The sequence below is a fragment of the Candidatus Bathyarchaeia archaeon genome, assembly GCA_035935655.1.
Lineage (GTDB): Archaea > Thermoproteota > Bathyarchaeia > 40CM-2-53-6 > 40CM-2-53-6 > 40CM-2-53-6.
This window is the reverse complement of record DASYWW010000040.1, coordinates 183,717-206,927: the sequence shown is the minus strand read 5'-3', so window position 1 is coordinate 206,927 and position 23,211 is coordinate 183,717. Positions and strand designations below refer to the sequence as shown.

Genomic DNA, 23,211 nt, shown 5'->3' with positions numbered 1-23,211 from the left:
GCTAAGACCGCTGGTCTATTGGCACATACGGAACCTGAGTGGGTCCCACGTATTCTGTGAGCGGCCGGATGAGTCTATTGTCGGCGTATTGTTCGTAGATATGCGCGATCCAACCAGAGACCCGGTTGCAGGCAAACACGGCTGGCATCAAATCCTTGGGTACCCCAAGCGAGTTTAGGACAACGGCCGCCCAGAATTCGATGTTAGGCCACAGCTTCCTTTTCTCCATAACGACCGCTTCGACCTCTTCAGCCAGATCGAACCACTTTCTGTTTCCACGTTCCCCAGCCAATTCTTCCGCGGTCCTCTTCAAGATCCTGGCTCTCGGATCATAGGTTCGATAGATTCTGTGACCGAACCCCATTATCTTCCTGCCGGCGGCTAGCTCACCGTCTATCCATCCCCCCACCTTTTCTTTCGTCCCGATTTCCTCGAGCATCTCCATTACACGCTGGTTTGAACCACCGTGGAGAGGACCAGCTAGAGTCGCGATGGCGCTCGTGACTGCTCCTCCCAGGTCGGCGAGAGTAGAGGTCGCCACGACAGCGGCAAACGTGGAGGCGTTCATTTCGTGGTCAGCGTACAGGATGGAGAGAGTATCGAAGGCTGCTTTTGATGCTTCATCTGGCTTTTTTCCCCACAACCCATAGAGAAAGTTCGCCGCGTGTCCTAGCTTCGGGTCCGGCTTGATTGGGGTCCTGTCTTTTCTTATCCGTTCGAAGCTGGCTACAATTGTGGGAAGTGCAGCGGTGAGTTGCAAGGACTTCCGCCGATTAAACTGCTCGAACGTTTCCCCTTTTTTCCTCGGGAATAGTGCCATGTATGAGACTGCGGTTCGAGCGACCTCCATAGGAATCGCACCTTTCGGGATCCCCCGCAGAAGTTTCAGGACTTCCGCTGGAAGAGGACGATGAGTGGTGAGTTCGTTCTTGAACTCTGATAACTGGTCCTTGCTTGGGAGTTTTCCGTTCCAGAGTAGGCATGTGACCTCTTCGAAATTCGATTTGGCTGCGAGTTCGTTAATGTCAATCCCTCTATACCGGAGGATTCCTTGCTGTCCATCGATGAATGTAATAGCGCTCTTTGCAATAACAACTCCTTCCAGGCCCCTCTCGATCTCACTTGTTGCAGCCATCGCCATGAACCGTATGATTGGTATTGCTGGTAGCACGGATTCTAGTCCTAGTTAAGGAATATCAGGATACAAACATGGATTCAAAGAATAGAACCGGTTCCGGATGATCGGGAAAGCCTTTTTCAACGCCTCAACCGCTGGCTCCCGACTGAGAGACTAGTTCATGACGACGAAAGTGCACAAGATCGCGCTTCTATCTGGGGATGGAATAGGGCCTGAAGTCGTTGACGCGACGCTCATGGTCTTGGACGCGGTCCAAGAGACGGGGCTAGTACATTTGGAGTATCTGAAGGGCGAGGCCGGATTTGACGCTATCAAGAAGTACGGCACGAATTTGCCGGACAAGACCATTGAGATGATGAAGAGAACTTCTGCATGCCTCAAGGGTCCCATGACGACGCCGGAGGAGCCTGGAACACCTCGGAGTGCCGCGGTTACGATGCGCGCGATCTTCAACCTCTATGCGAACGTCCGCCCTGCCCGCACCCTTCCTAATGTCGCGGCGCTAAAACCCGGAATTGATATGATAGTCGTAAGGGAGAACACTGAAGGGCTGTATTCTGGGAAGGAGTTCGAAGTCACTCCAGGGGTCGCTGTGGCGATGAAGATTATCACTCGAAAGGCCTCGGAGAGGATTGCAAAGTTCGCTCTTGAACTGGCTATGAAAAGGAGAAAGAAGCTGGCATTCGTACACAAGGCGAACATACTGAAGATCACCGACGGCCTGTTCAAACAATCCGTCCTCGACATCGCTAGGGACTATCCGGAGGTCGAGCTGGAGGACCTCCATATCGATGCTGCGGCGATGCAGTTGATCAGACGACCCGAGAGCTTCGATGTAATAGTGACCATGAATCTTTACGGAGACATTCTCTCCGACGAAGCCGCAGCCACAGTAGGAGGCTTAGGGGTCGCCGCAGGTGCAAACATCGGTGAGAACTATGGCATGTTCGAACCTATTGGTGGGTCTGCTCCGAAATACACCGGCCAGAACAAAGTCAACCCGGTAGCGATGATCGAGGCGGCGAAAATGATGCTTGACTACTTGGGTGAGAGCAAGGCCGCGAACCTGGTTGAGAAGGCCACGACGGCTGTCCTCAAGGAAGGGAAGGTTTTGACCTACGATCTCGGCGGAAACGCGCGAACAAGTGACATGGGTAAAGCGATAGCCGAGAAAGTCGTGTCGTTGAAGTAGGAGTTACATTCGTTCAGCAAGTTCCAGGCCTAAAAGCCCTGCAACAGTTTTCAAGACTGTTCTGACGGCTAGTACGAGTGCTACTCTTTGCCATTTGAGTTCATTATTGCTGACATGGGAGATGTCGGATTTTTCATAGAACTCGTGAAATCTCTGGGCGAGTAGGTTGGCGTAGAGGCATAGCTGTGTTGGGTTGAGGTGGTCAGCTGCCTTTGAGAAGGTTTCTGGGAACTTCGACAATTCGAGGACAAGTTCTTGTTCGGTAGGGTCCTTCAATAGGCTGAGCGTCTTTGGTTGTTCTAGTCTTCCTAGTTTCCTGAGAATCCCGGAGCTTCTTGTGTAGGCGTAGTTGATGAAGGCTGCACTGTTCGCTTCGAAGTTCAGGACCTTGTCCCAGACAAAGTTCGTGGATTTGACAGCCTCGACGCAGAGGATCGCGTACCTAACCGCTGAAATGCCGATTCTCTCCGCTATTCGTAGCCTAGTCTCGTCCGGGAGGCTAGGCGATCGTCGATCGACCTCTGATCTAGCGCGAGCGAGGGTCTCGTCTAGTACTTGGTCGAAGGTGACGTATCGGCCACGTCGGGCCGACATTCGTTGCCCTTCAAGCTGGAGGTGCCCGATGGGAAAGTAGATGAATTTCTCAGCCTCCTTCCGGTGCCCAGTAATCCAGAACGCAACTTTGACTTGGAACTGTGCAAGAGACTGTTCAGTTCCGATCACATTGATGACTCTCTCAGCACCCTGGAACTTGTATAGCGTGTAAGCGATGTCTCGTGTTGGATAGAGAGAAGTCCCGTCAGATCGGAGGAGTGTGAGCGGGGGAAACTCGAACGTGGACGTTACGCCGAGTGTCTCGCGTAATCCGAACTTTTCAACTGCCTTGTCCACGTCTAGCTCCAAAGCCCCTCCCCTGCTGAATGTGAAGCCTGATTCCTTCAGTTGGCCTGTGAGTTCGGCTACTTTTCCCGACCAGAGCAGGTCACTTTCCCAGTCCCATTGGTCGAACCTTATGCGAGCCCTGCGCAGAGTCTCTTCAAACCCAGTCAGAATTATCCGGGTAACATGCCTCATCAAAGCTGATGTGTCGGGCTCCTTTTTCTCGTACTTCCTAATGAGTTCCCCAATCGCCTTATCCGGGTCAGGGTCTCGGGAGATTAGCTTGCTAAGTCGGTCGAATTCTTCGGGGTACTTGCTTTGAAGGTCTGCAGCTATGCCTACCCATTCATCTAGGGATTTGGTTGTATCACTGATGTCCTCGTCTGACCCCTTGGTTTTCCTGAGTAACGCAAGTCGTTTCTTCAGTTCTTCAATCTCGACAAGTGTTGCGGTGACGGAGTAGATTTTTCCGATGAAGTGATCTGGCTTCCCTTCCTGGATTGGCTCGCCGATTAGTCTGTAGCCGTAGGCCATGATGGCGACCTGTCTGCCCGTGTCATCAATGTAGAAGTGTGTCCGAACGCTGTGCCCTCTCGCCGTTAGGAGTCGCGCAAGGGCGTCGCCGAATATGGCGCCCTTAGCTGTGCCAATGTGGATTGGTCTCGCGGGGTTTGCGCTGGTATGCTCAACAACAGTCGTTTCTGGAGCATTTGTTTTGAGGAGTCCGTACTCTGATCCTTCACGTTGAATGGATTTGAGAGTGAGTTCTGTGAGCCTTGTCAGGTTCGCACGGAAGTTTACGTATCCAGGTTCGGTAGCCTCAATTGTTTCGATAAGATCGAGCTTTGCATGTGTCCTGGCGGCTTCTGCCACGCTGCTGGCTAGTTCCATTGGTTTCTTCTTCTGGATTCTCGCCAGTTCGAAGCTCAGTGAGCTGGCTAACTGGCCGAATGTTGGGTTCGGTGGATCCTCGAGGGTCGAGACGATATCGAGATCCGGAAAATTCCGTTCCGCAGTTTTCTGGAGCGATAAGTATCCTGTTCTTAGTGCGGTCTCGCACTCGCGCCTAAAAGCTCCGAAAGGATTGCGCAGCTCATGTTTCTCATGTCCGGTTTTATGCGCCAAGTGCGATATCCTTCGAGGCTCGCAAGATTCCGTCCAAGCTTCTTATTAGGCAATTCTCGAGCAGTCGAACTCGGAAACTTGATGGTCTTCCGTTTTCAGGTTGTTAGTCCATTCAATGTGCCTTTCGCCCATCTAGTGCCTAGCCCTTTCCATAGTCGAAGAGAACGACTAGGCATGAACGACGCGCTCGAGCTTTGCGATGAAATATCCCGCGGTCTTGTCCCTGTGAGGATAAAATCGTCGACAGTTTGTTTGGCCCCGGAGGCCCGGTGAGCCCTTTCCTTCTAATATTGGGCGAGTTTCGAAGTCAGTGTTCGCGGATAGAAATCTTGACACTACAAGTTCGTTCTCTTCAAGAGTCAAGCTGCACGTACAGTATAGGATGCGCCCTCCTGGCCGTGTGTACCTTGAAGACTCTTCAAGAATCCTAGATTGCAGAAGAGAGAATTTTTGGAGGAGCTTGGGAGAGAGATGCCATTTCATTCGAGGGTTTCGGTCAAGAATGCCTGTTCCGGTACAGGGTGGGTCGACAACGACGAGATCAAATTCTCCATCAAGGCCGAGATTTGATGCATCCTCAACTATGGATGACGCTATCTTTACGCCGAGTCTTTCCGTCTCGCTACTCCACGACACCATTCTATTCTTGGAATAGTCAACTGAGAGGATTCTTCCGCGATTCTTCATGAACTGGGCCAGCGTCGCTGTTTTACCGCCGGGGGCGGCGCAGAGATCCAAGACGGCTTCCCCGGGAACTGGGTCGGCGGCTTTGACAGCAAAGAAAGAGGCCAGGTCTTGCATCTGGAAGAGTCCAGTGTCGAAGTATTTCGCGAGGATCGAGGGTGATCCACTGAGTATACGAATGCCTGAATCGGCTTCTACTAGTTGATCCGAGTACTTTCTCAACTCTATCGGAAGGGCAACTCGTCCACGATTTCGTAGCGGATTAACCCTAACGTATCGAGGACGTAACGGCGGCGAGAGGATCTTGAGACCAACTTCTCTACCAAACTGATAGAAGCAGTACGTAACCCACCAGGATGGATTGTGGGTACGGAGGCCCACCCGCTCCGTCTCGGTGCCAACAACCGAAGTATCAGGAGCTTCGTCCGCTACAAGGTGGCCCAGTAACATTTCGAGCCTCTGACCTTCGAGTCCAGATGATATCCTCCTCAATGCGCGAACCAAATCAGCCTTGGCAGTAGTATCGTCCGTGAACAAGAGGTGCGCAGCGAGATAGAAGAGAGCAAGGCTCCGCCTCCCAAATTTCTCGCCTGGAAATATCGTCTGGATTTTTTTTTCCAGCATGTCAAGTCTCGAAAGCGTATCGATGACAAGTACAAGCGCCGAAGTTTTCTCGGGCCGGACTTGAGGATCAGCAGAAGCGATTCTCGAGACTGCGGACCTTTCACTCCTTCCCTGCAACACAAGAAGTAGAGCCTCTCGGGCCATGCGCAGTCTCTCCACAAGTTTCGAGTCGGGCATGTTTTGGATCCTTACGGGGAACCTTTTTACCGATAAGCCCTTCCCGGCTTGGCCTCCTCATGATGTCCAGTCTCGATCACTATTTCAAGGAGCCTCAACCTGAGACTCCGAAGCCTAGGGTTCTGACGAAGCAACCTCTGGGGTTCAAGCCTGAGACACCGAGAGAGATGGTTCAGTCATATTTTGTCGGGGCTGGATATGACGGTGAGAGAAGAGCAGTATATCTCAAACTCTATGATCCTCAAACCGAGAAGATACAATTCTGGTACGATAACACCGGCCACACGCCCTATTGCCTGTCGAAGGAAACACCAGAAAATCTCAGGAAAAACAAAGATCTGATGAGTCACCCGGGACTCCTGGGACTCGAACCAGCCAGACGATTCGATGCCTTAGAAGGCAAAGATGTTCCTGTAACTATTGTACTCGCGAGAGACCCTCTATCAATCGGCGGACGGCCAAGCGGATGCATCCGAGACATAATTACGGCTTGGGAAGCGGACATTCGGTACGTCGAGAACTACATCTACGACAGACATCTGGAGCCCGGAATGTCCTACAACATCCAACAAGGCGATCTGAAGCCAGGGACCTCAGCACCCCTTCCCGCTGTCAAGGAAGCGATCGAGGAAAAAGACGAAGAATACCGCAAACTAATGGAAAGATGGCTTCGCCTTCTCGAATACCCAGTTCCAAACTTCAGACGGGTAGCACTCGACATAGAGGTCTACTCCCCTATAGAAACAAGGGTTCCCGACCCCACAACTGCAGAGTACAAAGTCATCTGTGCCAGCCTCTGCGGGTCAGACGACACCAAAAGAGTGCTGCTCCTTAAGCAGACTGGCACAGAAGCCGTCGAACTTCCAGGGATAGAAGTTGAGGTGTACGATTCTGAACCGGAGCTCATTTCAGCAATATTTACCGCTCTAAACGATTACCCGTTCGTCCTAACTTTCAACGGGGACGACTTCGACCTCAGATACTTGTTCCATCGAGCGCTAAACCATCTTGGCTTCTACAGAGACCAAATCCCCATTGAGTTAGGGAGAGAATCCGCCACCGTCAAATACGGAGTACACCTAGATCTTTACAAATTCTTCTTCAATAGGTCCATCCAAGTCTACGCTTTCAGCAACAAATACAGAGAGGTAACGCTAGACGCCGTTTCCGAGGCTCTCCTTGAAACGGGCAAGCTCGATATTTCCGCATCAGTGTCGAGACTAAGTCCAACAGAACTCGCGGCATACTGCTACCAAGACGCTGAACTCGTCATGAATCTGACGAGTTTCGACGGAGAGGTCGTTATGAAACTGATCACCGCACTCTCGCGAATAAGTTTCCTCCCAATGGAGGACATGGCCCGCCAAGGCGTCTCAGGCTGGATCAGAAGCATGCTGTTCCGTGAGCACCGATCTCGGGGTTTCATCATTCCACGGTCCGAGGAGATCACTGCCAAGAAAGGATCGACTAGCACGACCGCCGTAATCAAGGGCAAGAAGTACAAGGGCGGGATGGTCGTCGATCCCGTTCCAGGAGTCCACTTTGATGTTGCCGTGCTCGACTTCGCATCGCTGTACCCATCCATAATCAAGACTTGGAACCTGGGCTACGAGACGATTCTTTGCGGGCATGCTGAATGTCGCTCTAACAAGATCCCTGACACAGATCACTGGGTCTGCAGACGCAAAAAAGCAATGGAAAGCCAACTAGTAGGATCTCTCCGGGACCTCAGAATACATTGGTACAAGCCCAGATCCAAAGACAAAGGACTCTCGCCAGAGAAGCTTACTTGGTACCAGGTTGTACAGAACGCCCTCAAAGTAGTATTGAACGCGAGCTACGGAGTCTTCGGCTCAGACAGGTTCTCGTTGTATTGTCCCCCCCTTGCAGAATCGACGGCGGCTGTTGGAAGATACGCGATAACAAACACAATTCAAGAGGCGAAACGACTAGGGATTGAGGTGTTCTACGGAGACACTGACTCACTCTTCCTTGGCACTCCCGCACGGGAGAAGCTCGACGAGCTAATCCGCTGGTCGAAAAAGGAGCTCGGGATGGAACTAGAGGTGGACAAGAATTACCGATACGTCGCTTTGAGTCTCAGAAAGAAAAACTATCTCGGAGTTCACCCTGACAACAAAGTCGACATCAAAGGGCTCACAGGTAAAAAGAGACACATTCCAGAATTTCTCAAGAACACCTTCAGCCAACTAGTGGAGATCTTGGGTCAGGTCGAAACGCCTACTGACTTCGACGCGGCGAGGGTCAAGATTAAGACCCTTGTCCAGGACTCGTATAGCAAGCTACGGAACAGGAAATACTCGCTCGATGACCTAGCGTTTAACATGATGATTGGAAAATCCGTCTCTAGCTATACCAAGACAACTCCGCAACACGTCAAAGCCGCGCAACAACTGAGCAACAAGGGAGGTGATGTAAGAGCAGGCGACCTGGTCAGTTTTGTAAAAGTGACAACGGGAAGGGGAGTGAAACCTGTCCAGCTCGCTAGCATTCAAGAGATTGATGTGGAAAAGTACAATGAATACATCCGATCGACCTTCGAGCAGGTCCTTGACTCAGTGGGCCTTGACTACGAAGAACTCACAGGCGCAAAGAAACTAACATCCTTCTTCTCCGGAGCCTAGCGAAGCCTTGCTTACGATAATCCCGGTGAAAGGAATCCCAGACATTGAGGCTGGCAACAATTTAGGCGAGATCATTGTCACCCGGCTGAAAGATCAGGGAGAGGAATTTCAACAAGGCGATATCACGGTCATCTCCCAGAAAGTTGTATCAAAGGCCGAGGGCCGCGTGGTTAACCTCTCCAAGGTAACCCCCTCACTTTTCGCATCTTACGTTGCCAAAGAAGCAGGTAAAGACCCTCGCCACGTCGAAGTTATCCTTCGAGAAACTCGAAAGATCATAAGAATGAAGGCCGGACATTTGATCACCGAAACAAGACACGGATTCATCTGCGCAAACGCTGGCGTTGACGCCTCAAACGTTGGAAAAGGAAAAGACACAATCACACTTCTACCGCTAAATCCTGACTTCTCCGCTGACCGCATCGCCAAGACAATCCGAAAACTCACCGGAAAAACGATAGCTGTCATCATAACCGACACATTTGGCCGAGCATGGAGAATGGGCCAGGTCAACTTCGCCATAGGAATCTCAGGAATGAAGCCAATCCACGATTACAAGGGAACCAAGGACATGTATCGACACACACTTCACGTGACCGAGATTGCGGTTGCAGACGAACTAGCATGCGCCGGAGAGCTAGTAATGAACAAAGCCGACAAAGTCCCAGTCGCTCTAATAAGAGGATACAAAATCAAACGGGGCAAAGGCACGAGCAGGGACCTTCTCAGACCCGAAGAAATGGATCTTTTCAGATAGAACCACGGTACGTCCCACCTGCCAAGTCTTAATGCCACCAAGAACTCGCTGAAGAGACGATCAAGATTTGACAATGGAGCCAATCAAGCCCCCTATGCCAGTCCGCGTACGAGACATCCAGAATTTCGCTCGACTAGCACTTGGCCTGACAGAAGGATCGCAAATGATTTGGAGCTTCAAACACGACTCAAGGAACATTCTGGCATTTTTTACCGCGTACATGTACTGGGACGGAGACATTCCAATTCTAGCCTACACCGAAGCGGATTTCGACGTGAGCAAACCGTTCCTCGCATACAAGAGTGATTCCCCTAAGGGAGAGGAATGGCAGTTCTCGGATGAAGCCGACGACACCCGGTTCAAGTACGCATCAGTAATTGACGTAAAAAACCTTCCGGATGCTTTTGTAAAGAGTATCGAAGGCGAATTTCCAGACGCCCCTGATCCTGTTATGACAGAGCTCCAAGACACGAAATCTTTGGCAAGAGTTCTACTCACTCTTTCGATGCGAGACGGCAATGTGTTCCCTCTGTGGCACTTCCGCAGAGGAGAGAGACACATATTGGGCAACTGCATACCATTCGAACACTATTACGATTCCGACGCCCTTCCAATCTTCTTCTACACGTCGACCGCAGCTCCACCATCAGGACCCTTTCTCAAATACCTGGCAGCAAAGCCACACGGTGAAAAGCTGGAATTCACGAACGCCGCCACTGATGCAAAATACTTCTACACAAAGATCATAGACGTCATGGACTTTCCACTCTTTCCAAAATAGACTCGGGCCAAAGACTTTTCAGCAATCGACACTCTCACGGCCCTAAGGATATCCTCTTGACAAGAGAAATTAGAGTCGCCATCGCCGGAATTGGAAATTGCGCATCAAGCCTAGTCCAAGGAATAGAATTCTACCGCACTTCCCTGAAGAGAGTCGGACTCATGAACGAGAAAATCGGTCCCTTCAAAGTATCAGACATCAAGTTCGTCGCCGCATTCGACATCGATGCGAGAAAAGTTGGGAAAGACCTCTCAGAAGCAATCTACGGAGAACCTAACAACACAAGAAAAATCGTTCAAGTGGGCCAGACACGAGTCAAAGTCCATATGGCCCAGCCGCTAGACGGAATATCTTCGATCGCGGGCGACAAGGTCCAGCGAAGCAACACGAACCCATCCAACATTAGCAAGGTTCTGGAAGATACGAAGACCCATGTGTTGGTCAACCTTACCCCAACAGGCGCATCTAAGGCCAGCGAAATGTATGCCCAAGCGGCATTGCAAGCAGGCAGCGATTTCATCAATGCTACGCCCGCCAAGATAGCCTCGAACCAGGCGTGGCAAGCCAAGTACAGGAAGAAGGGAGCCATCCTCGTCGGTGATGACATCATGGACCAGATCGGCTCAACAATCCTCCACAAGAATCTCTTATCCCTTCTAGTCGACAGGGGCACTCAGATTGGCGAAACATACCAACTCGACATTGGCGGCGGAACAGAGTCGCAGCTAGCCCTCGACAAGAAAAGGTACGAGATTAAACGAGGGATAAAGACCGCAGCCGTAGCTGCCGCGGTGCCCTACAAGTTCCCGATCGTGGCAGGGTCATCCGATTTCGTGGATTTCATGGAGAACCGTCGGACAAGCTACTTTTGGATCAAAGGCGAGTACTTCGCAGGGACAGACTTTACACTCGACATGCGAATCTCCCTCGAGGATGGGCCAGCGTGCGCGGGCATTCTGACTGACGTGATACGGATGGTAAGACTGGCAGCAGAAAAAGGTCAGACCGGAGCACTGAACGCGATCTCGTCCTACGGGTTCAAAGCACCTCCAAAACGCGTCCCTCTAGCAAACCTTAACGATGAGATAGGCTGGATCCCGAAGGGTCCAACGCCGAATTGAGGCAGAATAGCCATAAACAATTCAAAGACCGAATCCTCCAAGCCTCACGATCGAACAAGAGCAGAGTAGTTCTTGCCATCGATGTCCATAACGCCCGACCTCCGGAGCTCGTTGACCGAGCAGCCAAACTGGTCAAACAAACCCGCCAGTCGATATGTGCGGTAAAGCTTGGACGTCAGACAATTCTTAGTATTGGCCCCGAGAGGGCGTCTCGGCTCCTCAGGACAATACACGGCTACAAACTCGCGACGATAATAGACGACAAACTCAACGACATTGACGAGACGAACGTTGCGATAACACGAACCTATCTCAATTTTGGATTCAACGCGATAACTGTTAATCCATTCGCTGGATGGAGAGGAGGACTAGAGAGTACCTTCAAGTTCGCCCATGAAGGAGGGATGGGGCTCCTAGCTCTCGTGTACATGAGCCATCCAGGAGCCTCTGAGGGATACGGACAGAAAGTGATGAGTGGGAGATCCAAAAGGGCGAGACCAGAGTTCGAAATCTTCGCCGAGAAAGCAGTCGAATGGGATGCCGATGGCGCCGTAGTTGGCGCGACCCGCCCCAGCATTGTCAGAAGAGCTAAAGAAATACTTGCCGCGAACGTCCCGATATTCTCGCCTGGAGTTGGAACTCAAGGAGGAGAAATAGCCCGATCCCTAAAGGCAGGGACAGACTATTTCATAATCGGGAGATCAATCACGAAAGCACCGAACCCCGGAAAGGCAGCAGAGGAATTTGCGAGGGCGTCTGTCCAAGACGACTAGGTCTGACCCGGCTGCCACAATTCACGTCGCAGTAGATCCCGGACCGCCGCCCGTATAGCATCGCTCCTACTGTGATAGATTCCAGCCTTGACCAACTGGTCGACATCGTCTATGAGTTTCTCAGGAAGCTTAACGGTTACGAGCCTCAAAGCAACGCAGGGCTCACTGAACCATAAAGCGAATAAGGGTTTCCCCAGTTTTCCGATAACGTATTTATCCACCAAACCATAGGAACACTTTGACGGTTCATGGGCGGCGCCAAGAAGAAAAGCATGGCACAGATGGAAAGAACCCAGGATCAGACTGACAAGAAAGATGAACCTGGATCGAAAAAGGGAAAGGCGAAGACAGTTGTGGAAAAGAGGCCAAGAGGATTGCAGAGCCCAGACCTTTCTGACCCAAAGTTCCTAGCTGAAGTCCAGAAAATGGGTGCAATCACACCCTTCTCAATAGCGTCGCAGTTCAATCTCAGACTTAGCGTGGCCAAGGATCTTTTGGAGGACCTTGAGAAGAAAAGGCTCGTAAGGCTTGTCGGCGGGAACGCGCGGATCAGAATCTACCAGCCAGCAGCGGCCTAAACCTTCCTTATCGTAATAACAGTGCCCTCCTTCACCTGCCTAAACAGTTCAAGGCCAGCTGTTATTCTGCCTAGCAGATTAACCGGACCGTAGGGCCGAGTTGGACCATAGAAGACACAAACTGCATCGCCCTGCGGCCAATAGCCTATCGATCCAACTTCCATATTACTGCGGGGCTTCTCGCTTGGGGCCTTCACTGTGACTTGGAAGTAGATCTCTTCCCCGTACCTCACCGCCCTACCATTAACAGGAAGATTGCGCAGCAGAGCGTCAGATGTCCGAGGGGCGGCGAACCTGAAGAACTCCCCCTGAGCATCCCCTAGTCCTTCGATCGAAAACGCGACTTTGGGTCGCGATACCTCTGATGCAGATCCTTGGGACAAGACTGTCGGCCTCCACGTGAACCAAGTTATATAGCTCGCTCAGGGCGGACCGCCGACGAACGAGCCCACACATGAAACGAGTAATCATAATTGGAGCGGCGGGAAGGGATTTCCATAACTTCAACATGGTCTTCCGGAACTCGCCCGATCATGAAGTAGTCGCGTTCACAGCCGCCCAGATCCCCGGAATAGAGGGAAGAACCTATCCGCCAGAGCTTGCGGGACCGAGATACCCCAACGGAATCCCAATATTTGCAGAGAAAGAACTTGCTCGCCTTATCAAGGAATTGAAGGCCGACCTAGCAATATTGTCGTACAGTGACTTGTCCTACGGGGATGTGATGCACATCGCGTCTTCCGCACTCGCCGCAGGAGCGGACTTCGAGTTGCTTGGCCCAAGGAACACCATGCTTAGCTCGAGATTGCCAGTGGTTTCGGTTGGCGCAGTCCGGACCGGAGCTGGAAAGAGTACCGTCTCGAGAAAGATCTCGCTAACTCTTCGAGATGCGGGCAAGAAAGTTGTGGTAATTCGACATCCCATGCCCTATGGCGACCTCACCAGGGAGGGAGTGCAGAGATTCGCATCATTCGAAGATCTAGACAAAGCAGACTGCTCAATCGAGGAAAGAGAGGAGTACGAGCCGCATATTGAACACGGGTTCGTCGTGTACGCGGGCATAGACTACGAACAGATTCTGAGATCGGCTGAGAAGGAAGCTGACATAATACTCTGGGATGGAGGAAATAACGACATACCCTTCATCCAGCCAAACGTCCACTTCGCCGTCCTAGATCCACTACGCGCTGGCGACGAATTGACACACTATCCCAGCGAGGTCAACGTTCGGATCGCTAATGTCGGAATCATCAACAAGGTCAACGTCGCGGAACCGAAAAAAATACAGCTGGTAGAATCAAATCTGAAAGCATTGAACCCAACGGCCATTGTGATCAAGGCAGCTTCAGAAGTTACAGTAGACAAGCCTGAGCTGGTAAGAGGGAAACGAGTCCTTGTCATAGAGGATGGTCCAACCGTAACTCATGGCGACATGGCCTATGGAGTCGGATACATAGCTGCGAAATCCTTCCACGCTAAAGAAATCGTTGATCCCCGAATGTATGCCGTCGGAATTGTGAAAGATATCTTCAAGAAATACACTCATGTCACCGAGGTTCTGCCTACAGTCGGATACGGAAACCGGCAAGTACGCGACATGGAAGCGACCATCGCTAAGGTAGACTGTGATACCATCATAATCGCGACTCCTGCCGATATTAGGAGAATCATGAAGTTCCCCAAACCCACGGCTAGAGTGGGTTACGAGCTTAAGGAGCAGACCAGGCCGGGAATCAAGGACGTCCTCCGCACAAAAGGGATTATCTAGATTATCTAACAGCTAGGCGATCGTCTTCCGGAGCGTCTCGGCCACATAGTCGATCTCGGTCTCTCCAAGTCTCGGGTGAACGGGAAGAGAGAACACCTGTCTCGACGCCTTCTCAGTCTCAGGCAATCGCCCTCTCCGAGCAATATTCGAGTCCCGATAAAGCGGCGTAGAATGCACGGGTGAGGAATAGTATACTCCCGCTTCGATGTTCTTGTTCCACAACTTATCTACAATCTTGTTTCGTTTCGCCGCGTTCACACCTCTCAAGCGAACGGTGTACAGATACCAGCTGTGCCTCCGACCGTCAGGTTCCTTAGGCAAGAGTAGTTTGCCGGTCATGTTCAATTTCTCAGTAGTTAGCTCAGCATTCTTTCTTCTCTTTTCAAGGAAAGAAGGTAGCTTCTTCAGCTGCGCGTAGCCGATCGCTGCCGCGATCTCGGTCATGTGGTAATTGTGACCCGGTCTGACGGTCCAGTAGGGACGTTGTTCCCCATGAGAACGAACCATTCTCAGAGCCTGAGCATACCCATCATCGTTCGTCGTGACCATTCCTCCTTCTCCAGTCGTAATATTCTTGCCGGCGTAGAAACTGAAACAGGTCATGTCAGCAATAGAGCCGACTTTCTTTCCGTCAAGCTGGGCACCGTGAGCCTGGGCCGCGTCCTCAATTACAACAATGTCCTTCCCATGTGCCAGGCTGGTTACCCCAGAAATGTCGGAGGGGAGGCCATAGAGATCCGTTGGAATTATCGCCTTCGTCTTTCGTGAAACACACTCCTCGACACTTTCAGTCCTGAGACAATACGTGTCTTTGTCGATGTCAGCGAAAACTGGGGTCGCGCCGGTGAGCACGACAGCGTTGGCAGCCCCGACAAAGGTGAATGAGGGAAGAATTACTTCATCACCGGGACCAACATCCCCGGCCAGTAACGACGCGTGTAGCGCCGCTGTTCCGTTCACTACGGCTACGGCATGCTTTGCTCCGACGAACTTTGCGAAGCTTCTTTCAAACTCTAGAACCCGAGGCCCCATCCCGCTCTTGTCGGTCAGGATTCCACTGCGTAAGACTTCAACAGCTGCATCGATCTCTTCCTTTCCAAGAAATGGTTGGTTGATCCTGATCAATTCCCGCAATTGTTTAGCTTGGCTCCGGTTTTCAGCATCGTGCGGCCTGGTGCCTAAAAGAGTTGGCCCAAAATCAGGTCTCGGAGCAGGTTTGTCTCGATTAGAAATCGCAAAATGGAAAACGGTCGTGCAGGAACAGATGGTAACGTCAAAGCATTACGACCTTGATCTCAATCCAAGACTTGGTGGAGTCTGGAAACGGGCAAATCGTCAGAAATGAGTCGATAATACGGAATTAGCGCCTCATAACCCGTCTAGGTCATGTTTGCTTCCAGTTTCGGAGCCCTAGCGCTTGATAAATTTTATATTGCACGCGAAATCTCTCGCCCGACGAGACTTGGGGATAACAAGAAATTGTCAGCAGAACTAGCAGGTCAGCAGGTAATAATTCTTAGAGAAGGGACTTCGAGAAGCCGCGGCCAGGACGCGCTGAAAGCGAATATCATGGCCGCAAAAATAATCGCCGAATCTGTCCGATCCTCACTCGGGCCGAAAGGGATGGACAAGATGCTAGTAGATGGATTCGGAGATGTTACGATCACAAACGATGGAGCTACGATTCTCGACGAGATGGAAGTACAACACCCTGCCGCAAAAATGATGGTGGAAGTTGCAAAGACACAGGACGATGAAGTTGGGGATGGAACAACAACCTCTGTCGTTGTAGCAGGAGAACTGCTCAAGAAAGCCGAAGGACTGCTGGATCAGGGAATTCATCCAACGGTCATAGTTGACGGTTATAGGCAAGCTTCGAACCGAGCATTAGAAGTGCTCGACCAAATCGCCATCAAAATCGATCCGACTGACAAGGCGACCCTTAGAAGAGTAGCCGAGGTCTCTCTCGCGAGCAAAATCCTCGCGGAAGACAAGGAGGCAATGGCGGAGCTCGCGGTAAACGCGATCCTCCAAGTCGCTGAAAAAACAGCCGACGGATACAAAGTAGACATTGACGATGTAAAAGTGGAGAAGAAGCCAGGCGAGTCGTTGACCGACACGGCACTCATCAAAGGAATAGTTCTCGACAAGGAAATCGTTCACCCCGGCATGCCCAAGAGAGTGGAAGATGCAAAGATCGCCCTAGTAGACGCACCCCTAGAGGTGGAGAAGACAGAGTTTGACGCAAAGATCAACATTGAGAATCCAGAGCAAATGAAGGCATTTCTCGACGAGGAGGAAAAAATGCTCAAGGATATGACAGACAAGATCTCGAGCTCGGGAGCTAACGTTCTACTCTGCGAGAAAGGAATAGACGATGTCGCCCAACACTACCTCGCGAAGAAGGGGATACTAGCAGTCAGACGCGTAAAACAATCTGACATGGAGAAGCTCGTCAAAGCAACCGGAGGAAAAGTCGTCAGCAACGTTGACGATCTAAGTCCCGCAGATCTGGGATTCGCAAAATTAGTCGAAGAACGAAAAGTTGCAGACGATAAGATGACGTTCGTGGAAGGAAGCAAGAACCCCAAGGCTGTTACGATCCTCGTGCGTGGTGGAAGTGAGAGACTCGTTGATGAAGCCGAAAGAGCAATCCACGATGCACTATGCGTTGTGCGCGACGTCGTGATGGATCCACGAGTCGTTGGAGGTGGAGGGGCCCCTGAAGCCGAAGTTGCCAGGAGCCTCAGAGAGTACGCACAGAAACTTTCCGGAAAAGAACAGTTGGCAGTCATAGCCTTTGGCGAGGCCCTCGAAACGCTTCCGACTGCCCTGGCTGAAAATGCAGGTCTCGACCCGATCGACATCCTCGTCCAGCTCCGAGTTGCTCATGAGAAAGGACAGCTCTGGGCCGGGGTGGACGTGAACGAGTCCAAAGTCGCCGACCTCAAGGAACGAGGCATTCTTGAACCCCTTGGAGTAAAAGTCCAGGTGATAAAATCGGCGGCTGAGGCAGCGGGCATGATACTCAAAATCGACGATGTGATCGCTGCTGCAAAATCTAGCCCTGGTGGTCAGGGCGGTCCGAAGGGAAAGGACGAGGGTGACGACGAGGGAAGCAGCGATTACTAGAGAGCCCGACAGCATCGAGATCGGACCCCCAAAACTCACACGCTTCGAGAAAGCGAGAGTAGTAGGGGCTAGGGCCCTCCAAATATCAATGGGCGCCCCGGTTCTTCTCGACCTGAAACAGGATCGGCTGTCGCCGATTGATGTTGCTCTTCTAGAGCTGGAAGAAGGTGTTCTCCCCATCAGCATACGCCGAGCGCTGCCTGACGGGACAAGCCAGAACATTCCGTTGAAATGGCTTCTCCATCCTGTTGAGGAGAAGAAGCCCCGGTCAAAGAAGGAAGACGAGTAACCATCCAGCCATCTCCAGAACCGGCCCCCGTCACGGGAGTAAACGCCGAGGACGAGAAATTCTCATGGAGAGTCGCTCTCGTAGCAATGCTAATACTGTCTCTGGTTGCGGGCGTGGCCAACCTGTTAAACGCGAACCCTTTCGCGATCTCCTTCAACATCGCGTTCGTCTATTTACCGACGGCGGTTCTGATTATCGGCCCGTTCCTAGCGAAGGTTAGAAGAAAGACTGACAGTTCGACTAGTTGACGATCGGGTTATGAGGCAGTTTGATGCTCATGACATAAGCATCAGCGCCATCATGGTAATAGTGCGTCGCCACTCTGGCGGTCTCGAATCCCATGTTCTTGTATAGCCGTACCGCGTCCTCGTTGGCGGTCCTAACCTCCAAGAAACATTCCTCCGCACCGTGCAACTCCAAAGCCTTCATCGCTGCCAGAACGAGTTCTTTCCCGATTCCTTGCCGCCTGAAATCAGGCATCACAGCGACAGAGACGACATGTCCCTTTCGGACCATTCGGAACCTGCGAACATCCGAAAAGCCAAACTCGAGTCTACACATGATGTAGCCTGCCACGTTTCGTTCTTTTTCTGCGATAATGAACGCTTCGGGACAGCTCTTGTAAACTTCCATGAAAAAGTACGGACTGTAATTCTCGGGAAGACAGACCCTGTTGATCTCGATAACCGATGAGAGATCGTCCGGGCGGAACGGACGCAACAGGTACGGCGCTTCGAGCAACTCTCTACCTAAGATAATTGGGAATCTTGATGTATAATATCTTGTCGTCGAATTCGATAATTTCTATGAGTTTGACAACACGTTTAAATCGCTCAGAACGGAGCGAGCCGCGAAAGACAGGCGACTCTTGAGTGAGTGACGCGCCCCAAACGCCGACTCCTTTGCCGGGAACTCAAAATAGTTTCGGGTCTTATTCCGGGCCCTCGCTGGATTCTATCAAGACCATGGTCGCGACAGAGTTCAAAGTCAAAGACGCGTTCATAGATCCCTACGGCATTCCAACTGTCCAAGTCGTCCGCGAGCCAGCTAAAGAGAAGTTCAAGCTTTTACTCGAGCAGCTGAGTCAGCAAGGACTAATCGCTGCCATTAGGGGTTCGAGAGGATCAGAGGAAATTCTAACCATCAAAGTATTCCAGAAACCAAAGATGAAGCCGCCTCGGCGGACCATCAACCTCGCGCTCTTTGCGGCGACCATCATAACGGTATTTGTATCGGGCTACCTTCTCTGGCTGGGCCAGCTCCAGCAAGGTTTCATTCAGACAATAGAACCAAACTCAAACATCTACGTTGAGGCGGTTGCGTTTGTTGCGGGATTGCTGGCAATAATCGGCCTTCACGAATTCGGGCATAAAGCCGCTGCGATGCATCACAAGATGGATGCTACTCTACCATACTTTGTTCCTGGCTTTCCGCCGATTGGAACATTTGGCGCGGTCATCTCGCTAAGATCGCCTCCTGCAAACCGAGATCAACTCTTCGACTTAGGGCTGAGTGGCCCATTAGTTGGCTTCATTGTGACGGTAGCGGTAATTGTTTTGAGCGTGGTATTCGGTATCTATCTCTCTCCTTCTCAGCTCCCGCAAGCACAGCAATACGGCGTCCAAAGCGTAGATTGGAGTTCGTGGCCTTTCCAGCAACCCGCTCTCACTATTATCGTGGGCAGCCTAGCCACGTTTCTCCGGCCGGTAACAGGAGGTGTGATCCTTGTTAACTCACAACTTGCGTTTGCTGCTCAAATCGGAGCCCTGCTCACCTTCCTGAATCTGGTTCCTATGTGGCAACTCGACGGAGGTCACATTTCGCGATCGGTTTTCGGTGAAGGAGGACACCGCACAGCAACCGTAATCGGGCTGCTAGTGCTCATAGCAGGAAGATACTATCCATTCGCGTTTCTAGTCCTCGCTTTCATGATCTTCTCGCGCCGAGGATTCGCGGGAGTAGAACCTCTCGACGACATCAGCCCAGTCAGCAACTCGAGAAAAATGCTCTACGTCCTAGGTCTTGCCATGTTACTATTGACGTTCGCCTTCTCTCCGTTCTAGAAGATTCACGATGCGTCCTCCCATGAAAGAGGAGACCCTCCGAGTTCTCACCGAGACTCTCAAACTGAGTAAGGCTACGAACAGACTCGAACTGGTGGATATCGCATCGAGCGCCAAAGTCTCTGAATCATTCGCAAAGCGCACCTTAACGACAGCCCTTGACGAAGCTGACAACGCTTGGGTTTCTCTGAACCCTAGACTTCGAATCCAGCTTGCCCTCGATGTCGCTCGTTCTGGAAGGCTGAGAGACGCCGCCAATGTTCTCACCTGGCAAGAGTTCGAAAAGCTTACCGAAGAATGCCTCAAGGAAGCGGGGTTTGAAGCGAAGAGGAATGTAAGAGTCAAAGGCGAAGGGCGTGCCTGGCAGATCGATGTAGTTGGGTTACGAGGAGAATTGGTTCTCGCGATCGATTGTAAGCACTGGAACACCCCAGGACATCTCTCACGATTCAAAATGCCGGCGAGCCACCAACGGCATGCCATTTTGCATCTCCTTGCGACACTAACGAATAGGATGACTGACAGAAACACGGGACTGCAAGCGCTACCCGTCATCCTGACACTGCGCGAACCCCCTACTCAACTGTCTGCTGACGCAATACTCGTCTCGGCGGATAGATTTCCGAACTTCTTGAGCGCCGTAACCCCCTACGACGAAGATCTTCCATTCATCGCCTCGACCCCTGCTACCGTGGAAAACCCTATGAGTCAATCCAGCTAACAACGGTCAAGATACTCATGAACATCGTCGTCGTCGGAGCAGGCACAATGGGCTCAGGCATAGCCTACTCCTCCGCCGCATCTGGACACACCGTCACCGTGATCGAGCAAGACAAGAAGCTCCTCGACGAGGGAATGAAACGTGTCGACGACTATGTACAAAGGAACCTCAGCCGTGGGCACATCAACAAGGACCAAGCGTCTCAAATCCACGCCAAGGTGAAGGGGAGCGTAGACTTCGCGAAAGCGTGTAACAACGCAGACTTAGTCGTGGAGGCCGTCTTCGAAGATCCCCGAATCAAAGAAGAGGTATTCTCGACCCTCGACAAGGTCTGCCCAAAAAACACGATTCTAGCCTCGAACACATCGTCAATAAGCATCAGCAAGATTGCCTCTGCCACAAAAAGACCTGAAAGGGTCCTAGGACTGCACTTCTTCAACCCGGTACCTACAATGAAACTAGTCGAGCTGATCAAAGGCGAACGCACATCTCAAGACGCAGTCAGAGCGGCAACATCTTTTGTAGAAACCCTCGGCAAGACCGTGGTCCAATCAGCCGACAAAACAGGGTTCATAGTGAACCGGGCCCTTATGCCATTCATCAACGAAAGCGTTAAGCTTCTCGAAGAAAAAGTCGCAACTCGCGACGACATTGACAAGGCATTCCTGCTAGGAACAAATCATCCCATGGGGCCCTTACAACTTGCGGACTTCATTGGAATCGATGTCGTACTCTCCACTCTGAAGGTTCTAGAAACTGAATTCGGCGAAACCTTTTCGCCAACGCCTCTTCTGGAACAGATGGTCATAGAAGGAAAGCTGGGAAGGAAAACAAAGAGGGGCTTCTATGACTACTGAAGAACAGGCCCAAATCACCGATGGGGCGAAGCAACTCACCGACATGATTCTGAAAGGCGACCATGAAAATGCTGCCAGAGTTGCGGTAGAGATCGTGGCAAAAAGCGGTAGCGCCAACGACGTGGTGGACACCATATCGGACGCCATGAACATAGTCTCCGACCTTCACGAAATGGAGCGCTATTCTGGGGCCGAAGTGGAAAAATGTGAGAATGCAGCAGAAAAATCACTTGCGGCCATTAGACCGAAGATCAAGATCGACCAGAAGAAGACTAAGGGACGAGTCATGGTAGGCTCTCTCCTGGGCGATCCTCACAGTTTCGACAGAACCCTTCTTCTAACGATGCTCGAAATCGGAGGCTTCACAGCCATAGACGGAGGAACCGATCTTTCACCCGAACAGGTCGCTAGCAAGGTCAAACGCCACAAACCCGACATCCTAGCGGTGCCGCTGATAACCGAGATGGCGGCAAAGAAGCTGATTGACGCGAATACTCTGATAGAAGACACGGGCGGAAAGTTACGTGTGATCGCCTATGGCAGGGGCACGGGTGGTGTGGCTGGCCAGAAGTTCACGGCTGTAGAATCAGATTCGTTCGGCGCTTTCAGCAGGATCGCCGAGATTCTGATAGCAAAGGTCTAGCCTTCGCAATCCGTAATACCAGAGCCAGCCAAGCCGCTGGTTTCGACTATCATTAAGTTTCCATCGCTAGTTTTTATGATGCTCATCCCCGGAAAACGCGATACGGGACCGTAGTCTAGATCACGGGGAAGGAAGAGACTGCCCCGTGAGGATAACCAGGATAGGACATCGGGCTCCGGCACCGAGAAAGTGGAGAGACCCGAAGATCGTGGGTTCGAATCCCACCGGTCCCGCCTAGATATTCAACAAATTCAAGGTTTCTCAGTCAGAGGGTTCTTGCGGCTTGTTATCCAGAATGTCATCTATTTGTTCCAAGACACCCGAGTCAAGTTTTTGGTCGACATCGATGGCCTTCATGTTCTCAGTCACCTGTTCAGGTCGACTGGCACCCGTGATTACGGTGCTCACGTTGGGATTCTTCAGGCACCAAGCGATTGCAAGCTGAGCCGCGGTGCAACCAAGGTCGAGAGCAATTGCTTCAAGCTGCTTGGCCTTTTCGATGTTCTGAGCGGTAATGACGTTCTTCCGGAGCCACTCGTACCCTGAGAGTGTCGCACGAGAACCTGGGGGTATGCCTTTGGCGTACTTTCCGCTGAGGAGTCCCGAAGCAAGAGGGCTCCAAATCGTAGTGCCTAGGCCTATTTCTCGATACAGCGGCAGATACTCTTTCTCTACGCGTTCCCGGTGCAGCATATTGTACTGTGGCTGTTCCATCTGGGGAGGAGTCAGTCCGTATTCTCGAGCCAGGGCATGTGCGCGCATGATGTCCGCGGCCTCCCACTCGGAGGTTCCCCAGTAGAGTATCTTTTCTTGATGAACAAGATCATCCATAGCACGAACGGTTTCCTCAATCGGAGTGTTCGGGTCAGGGCGATGGCAAAAGAAGAGATCGAGATAATCCAGTTGCAATCGTTTGAGAGACTTGCGGCAGGCCTCAAAGATGTGCTTGTGAGACAATCCTTTGTCATTGGGTCCATCGCCTCCCCAGAAGACCTTGCTAGAGACGACCAGGCTCTCGCGGGGCCATCCGAGTTTCTTGAACACGTTTCCCAGGACGATCTCGGCCTTCCCGTCAGCATAGGCCTCCGCGCTATCGAAAAAATTCACACCATTATCGTAGGCGATTGACATGCACTTTACGGCAACTTCTTCGCCAACCTGCCCACCGTATGTCACCCAGGATCCAAGTGAGAGTTCGCTCAGTTTGAGTCCCGCAGACCCGAGTCTTCGGTAGTCCATACGTCAGCACTGGCGAAAATCGACC

General features: G+C 51.7%; 22 protein-coding genes and 1 tRNA gene. 15 read left to right on the top strand and 8 right to left on the bottom strand.

The genetic code is table 11. The annotated features are described in order from the left end of the window. Position 1: 1 nt before the first annotated feature. Positions 2–1,171 (bottom strand): citrate/2-methylcitrate synthase, encoded by a 1,170-nt coding sequence (locus VGS11_08735; protein ID HEV2120170.1) that lies wholly within the window; start codon positions 1,169–1,171, stop codon positions 2–4. Positions 1,172–1,298: 127 nt separating this feature from the next. Between VGS11_08735 and VGS11_08730 the strand changes: the two genes are divergently transcribed. Further along, positions 1,299–2,330: an isocitrate/isopropylmalate dehydrogenase family protein gene (locus tag VGS11_08730; protein ID HEV2120169.1), complete on the top strand. Its 1,032-nt coding sequence runs from the start codon at positions 1,299–1,301 to the stop codon at positions 2,328–2,330. 3 nt (positions 2,331–2,333) lie between these two features. Here the strand turns inward: VGS11_08730 and VGS11_08725 are convergent, their stop codons facing one another. Both VGS11_08725 and VGS11_08720 read right to left on the bottom strand, forming a co-directional pair. After that, positions 2,334–4,334 carry an arginine--tRNA ligase gene (locus VGS11_08725; GenBank protein HEV2120168.1) on the bottom strand — a complete coding sequence of 667 codons (2,001 nt, stop codon included), beginning with the start codon at positions 4,332–4,334 and terminating at the stop codon, positions 2,334–2,336. A gap of 168 nt (positions 4,335–4,502) precedes the next feature. After that, positions 4,503–5,819, bottom strand: coding sequence for an RsmB/NOP family class I SAM-dependent RNA methyltransferase (locus tag VGS11_08720; GenBank protein ID HEV2120167.1), 1,317 nt, complete (start codon positions 5,817–5,819; stop codon positions 4,503–4,505). A gap of 59 nt (positions 5,820–5,878) precedes the next feature. Between VGS11_08720 and VGS11_08715 the strand changes: the two genes are divergently transcribed. From VGS11_08715 to VGS11_08695, 5 genes are all read left to right on the top strand, one after another. Continuing rightward, positions 5,879–8,464: a DNA-directed DNA polymerase I gene (locus tag VGS11_08715; protein ID HEV2120166.1), complete on the top strand. Its 2,586-nt coding sequence runs from the start codon at positions 5,879–5,881 to the stop codon at positions 8,462–8,464. A gap of 7 nt (positions 8,465–8,471) precedes the next feature. Then, entirely contained in the window at positions 8,472–9,221 is a 750-nt protein-coding gene (gene cofE / locus VGS11_08710; protein ID HEV2120165.1) for a coenzyme F420-0:L-glutamate ligase, read from the top strand. Between the two features lie 94 nt (positions 9,222–9,315). Then, positions 9,316–10,002 (top strand): hypothetical protein, encoded by a 687-nt coding sequence (locus VGS11_08705; protein HEV2120164.1) that lies wholly within the window; start codon positions 9,316–9,318, stop codon positions 10,000–10,002. Positions 10,003–10,058: 56 nt separating this feature from the next. Further along, positions 10,059–11,123: an inositol-3-phosphate synthase gene (locus tag VGS11_08700; protein HEV2120163.1), complete on the top strand. Its 1,065-nt coding sequence runs from the start codon at positions 10,059–10,061 to the stop codon at positions 11,121–11,123. Continuing rightward, positions 11,120–11,896, top strand: coding sequence for an orotidine 5'-phosphate decarboxylase (locus tag VGS11_08695; GenBank protein HEV2120162.1), 777 nt, complete (start codon positions 11,120–11,122; stop codon positions 11,894–11,896). The genes VGS11_08700 and VGS11_08695 overlap by 4 nt, the downstream gene beginning before the upstream one ends. Here VGS11_08695 and VGS11_08690 read toward each other — a convergent pair. Next, a complete protein-coding gene (locus tag VGS11_08690; protein HEV2120161.1) occupies positions 11,893–12,045 on the bottom strand; it encodes a ribbon-helix-helix domain-containing protein in 153 nt (50 codons plus the stop codon). The two genes, VGS11_08695 and VGS11_08690, sit on opposite strands and share 4 nt — an antisense overlap. 123 nt (positions 12,046–12,168) lie before the next feature. Here VGS11_08690 and VGS11_08685 point away from each other — a divergent pair, with 123 nt between their 5' ends. Beyond that, positions 12,169–12,474, top strand: a complete 306-nt coding sequence (locus VGS11_08685) for a hypothetical protein (protein HEV2120160.1) — start codon at positions 12,169–12,171, stop codon at positions 12,472–12,474. On the opposite strand, the gene VGS11_08680 is transcribed toward VGS11_08685, so the two are convergent. Further along, the gene (locus VGS11_08680) at positions 12,471–12,857 is read right to left on the bottom strand and encodes a cyclophilin-like fold protein (GenBank protein HEV2120159.1); all 387 of its coding nucleotides are present in this window, start codon (positions 12,855–12,857) and stop codon (positions 12,471–12,473) included. The genes VGS11_08685 and VGS11_08680 overlap by 4 nt on opposite strands. Positions 12,858–12,928: 71 nt before the next feature. Between VGS11_08680 and VGS11_08675 the strand changes: the two genes are divergently transcribed. Further along, positions 12,929–14,242, top strand: coding sequence for a cyclic 2,3-diphosphoglycerate synthase (locus VGS11_08675; protein HEV2120158.1), 1,314 nt, complete (start codon positions 12,929–12,931; stop codon positions 14,240–14,242). 12 nt (positions 14,243–14,254) lie between these two features. Here the strand turns inward: VGS11_08675 and VGS11_08670 are convergent, their stop codons facing one another. After that, positions 14,255–15,376, bottom strand: coding sequence for a DegT/DnrJ/EryC1/StrS family aminotransferase (locus VGS11_08670; GenBank protein ID HEV2120157.1), 1,122 nt, complete (start codon positions 15,374–15,376; stop codon positions 14,255–14,257). A 345-nt stretch (positions 15,377–15,721) separates the two neighbouring features. Between VGS11_08670 and thsB the strand changes: the two genes are divergently transcribed. Both thsB and VGS11_08660 read left to right on the top strand, forming a co-directional pair. Then, positions 15,722–17,374 (top strand): thermosome subunit beta, encoded by a 1,653-nt coding sequence (gene thsB, locus VGS11_08665; GenBank protein ID HEV2120156.1) that lies wholly within the window; start codon positions 15,722–15,724, stop codon positions 17,372–17,374. Beyond that, positions 17,346–17,663, top strand: a complete 318-nt coding sequence (locus VGS11_08660) for a DNA-directed RNA polymerase subunit K (protein HEV2120155.1) — start codon at positions 17,346–17,348, stop codon at positions 17,661–17,663. Before thsB ends, VGS11_08660 begins: the two co-directional genes overlap by 29 nt. A gap of 240 nt (positions 17,664–17,903) precedes the next feature. Here the strand turns inward: VGS11_08660 and rimI are convergent, their stop codons facing one another. Further along, entirely contained in the window at positions 17,904–18,404 is a 501-nt protein-coding gene (gene rimI / locus VGS11_08655) for a ribosomal protein S18-alanine N-acetyltransferase (GenBank protein HEV2120154.1), read from the bottom strand. 224 nt (positions 18,405–18,628) lie between these two features. Between rimI and VGS11_08650 the strand changes: the two genes are divergently transcribed. The 5 genes from VGS11_08650 to VGS11_08630 all read left to right on the top strand — a co-directional run bounded on the left by VGS11_08650 (position 18,629) and on the right by VGS11_08630 (position 22,180). Next, the gene (locus tag VGS11_08650; protein HEV2120153.1) at positions 18,629–19,726 is read left to right on the top strand and encodes a site-2 protease family protein; all 1,098 of its coding nucleotides are present in this window, start codon (positions 18,629–18,631) and stop codon (positions 19,724–19,726) included. A gap of 22 nt (positions 19,727–19,748) precedes the next feature. Continuing rightward, a complete protein-coding gene (locus VGS11_08645) occupies positions 19,749–20,447 on the top strand; it encodes a restriction endonuclease (protein ID HEV2120152.1) in 699 nt (232 codons plus the stop codon). 17 nt (positions 20,448–20,464) lie between these two features. Then, a complete protein-coding gene (locus tag VGS11_08640; GenBank protein ID HEV2120151.1) occupies positions 20,465–21,304 on the top strand; it encodes a 3-hydroxyacyl-CoA dehydrogenase family protein in 840 nt (279 codons plus the stop codon). Next, positions 21,294–21,947, top strand: coding sequence for a B12-binding domain-containing protein (locus tag VGS11_08635; GenBank protein ID HEV2120150.1), 654 nt, complete (start codon positions 21,294–21,296; stop codon positions 21,945–21,947). Before VGS11_08640 ends, VGS11_08635 begins: the two co-directional genes overlap by 11 nt. A 104-nt stretch (positions 21,948–22,051) precedes the next feature. Then, positions 22,052–22,180: transfer RNA gene (locus VGS11_08630), tRNA-Arg, on the top strand. A gap of 28 nt (positions 22,181–22,208) precedes the next feature. Here the strand turns inward: VGS11_08630 and VGS11_08625 are convergent. Beyond that, entirely contained in the window at positions 22,209–23,186 is a 978-nt protein-coding gene (locus VGS11_08625) for an aldo/keto reductase (GenBank protein HEV2120149.1), read from the bottom strand. Positions 23,187–23,211: the final 25 nt, after the last annotated feature.

What these genes read in the sequence shown, in the direction of transcription:
- VGS11_08730 (HEV2120169.1), top strand. Translation starts at nt 1,299, where the DNA reads ATGACGACGAAAGTGCACAAGATCGCGCTTCTATCTGGGGATGGAATA.
- VGS11_08720 (HEV2120167.1), bottom strand. Translation starts at nt 5,819, where the DNA reads ATGCCCGACTCGAAACTTGTGGAGAGACTGCGCATGGCCCGAGAGGCT.
- VGS11_08715 (HEV2120166.1), top strand. Translation starts at nt 5,879, where the DNA reads ATGATGTCCAGTCTCGATCACTATTTCAAGGAGCCTCAACCTGAGACT.
- VGS11_08705 (HEV2120164.1), top strand. Translation starts at nt 9,316, where the DNA reads ATGCCAGTCCGCGTACGAGACATCCAGAATTTCGCTCGACTAGCACTT.
- VGS11_08685 (HEV2120160.1), top strand. Translation starts at nt 12,169, where the DNA reads ATGGCACAGATGGAAAGAACCCAGGATCAGACTGACAAGAAAGATGAA.
- VGS11_08675 (HEV2120158.1), top strand. Translation starts at nt 12,929, where the DNA reads ATGAAACGAGTAATCATAATTGGAGCGGCGGGAAGGGATTTCCATAAC.
- VGS11_08650 (HEV2120153.1), top strand. Translation starts at nt 18,629, where the DNA reads ATGGTCGCGACAGAGTTCAAAGTCAAAGACGCGTTCATAGATCCCTAC.
- VGS11_08645 (HEV2120152.1), top strand. Translation starts at nt 19,749, where the DNA reads ATGAAAGAGGAGACCCTCCGAGTTCTCACCGAGACTCTCAAACTGAGT.
- VGS11_08640 (HEV2120151.1), top strand. Translation starts at nt 20,465, where the DNA reads ATGAACATCGTCGTCGTCGGAGCAGGCACAATGGGCTCAGGCATAGCC.
- VGS11_08635 (HEV2120150.1), top strand. Translation starts at nt 21,294, where the DNA reads ATGACTACTGAAGAACAGGCCCAAATCACCGATGGGGCGAAGCAACTC.
- VGS11_08625 (HEV2120149.1), bottom strand. Translation starts at nt 23,186, where the DNA reads ATGGACTACCGAAGACTCGGGTCTGCGGGACTCAAACTGAGCGAACTC.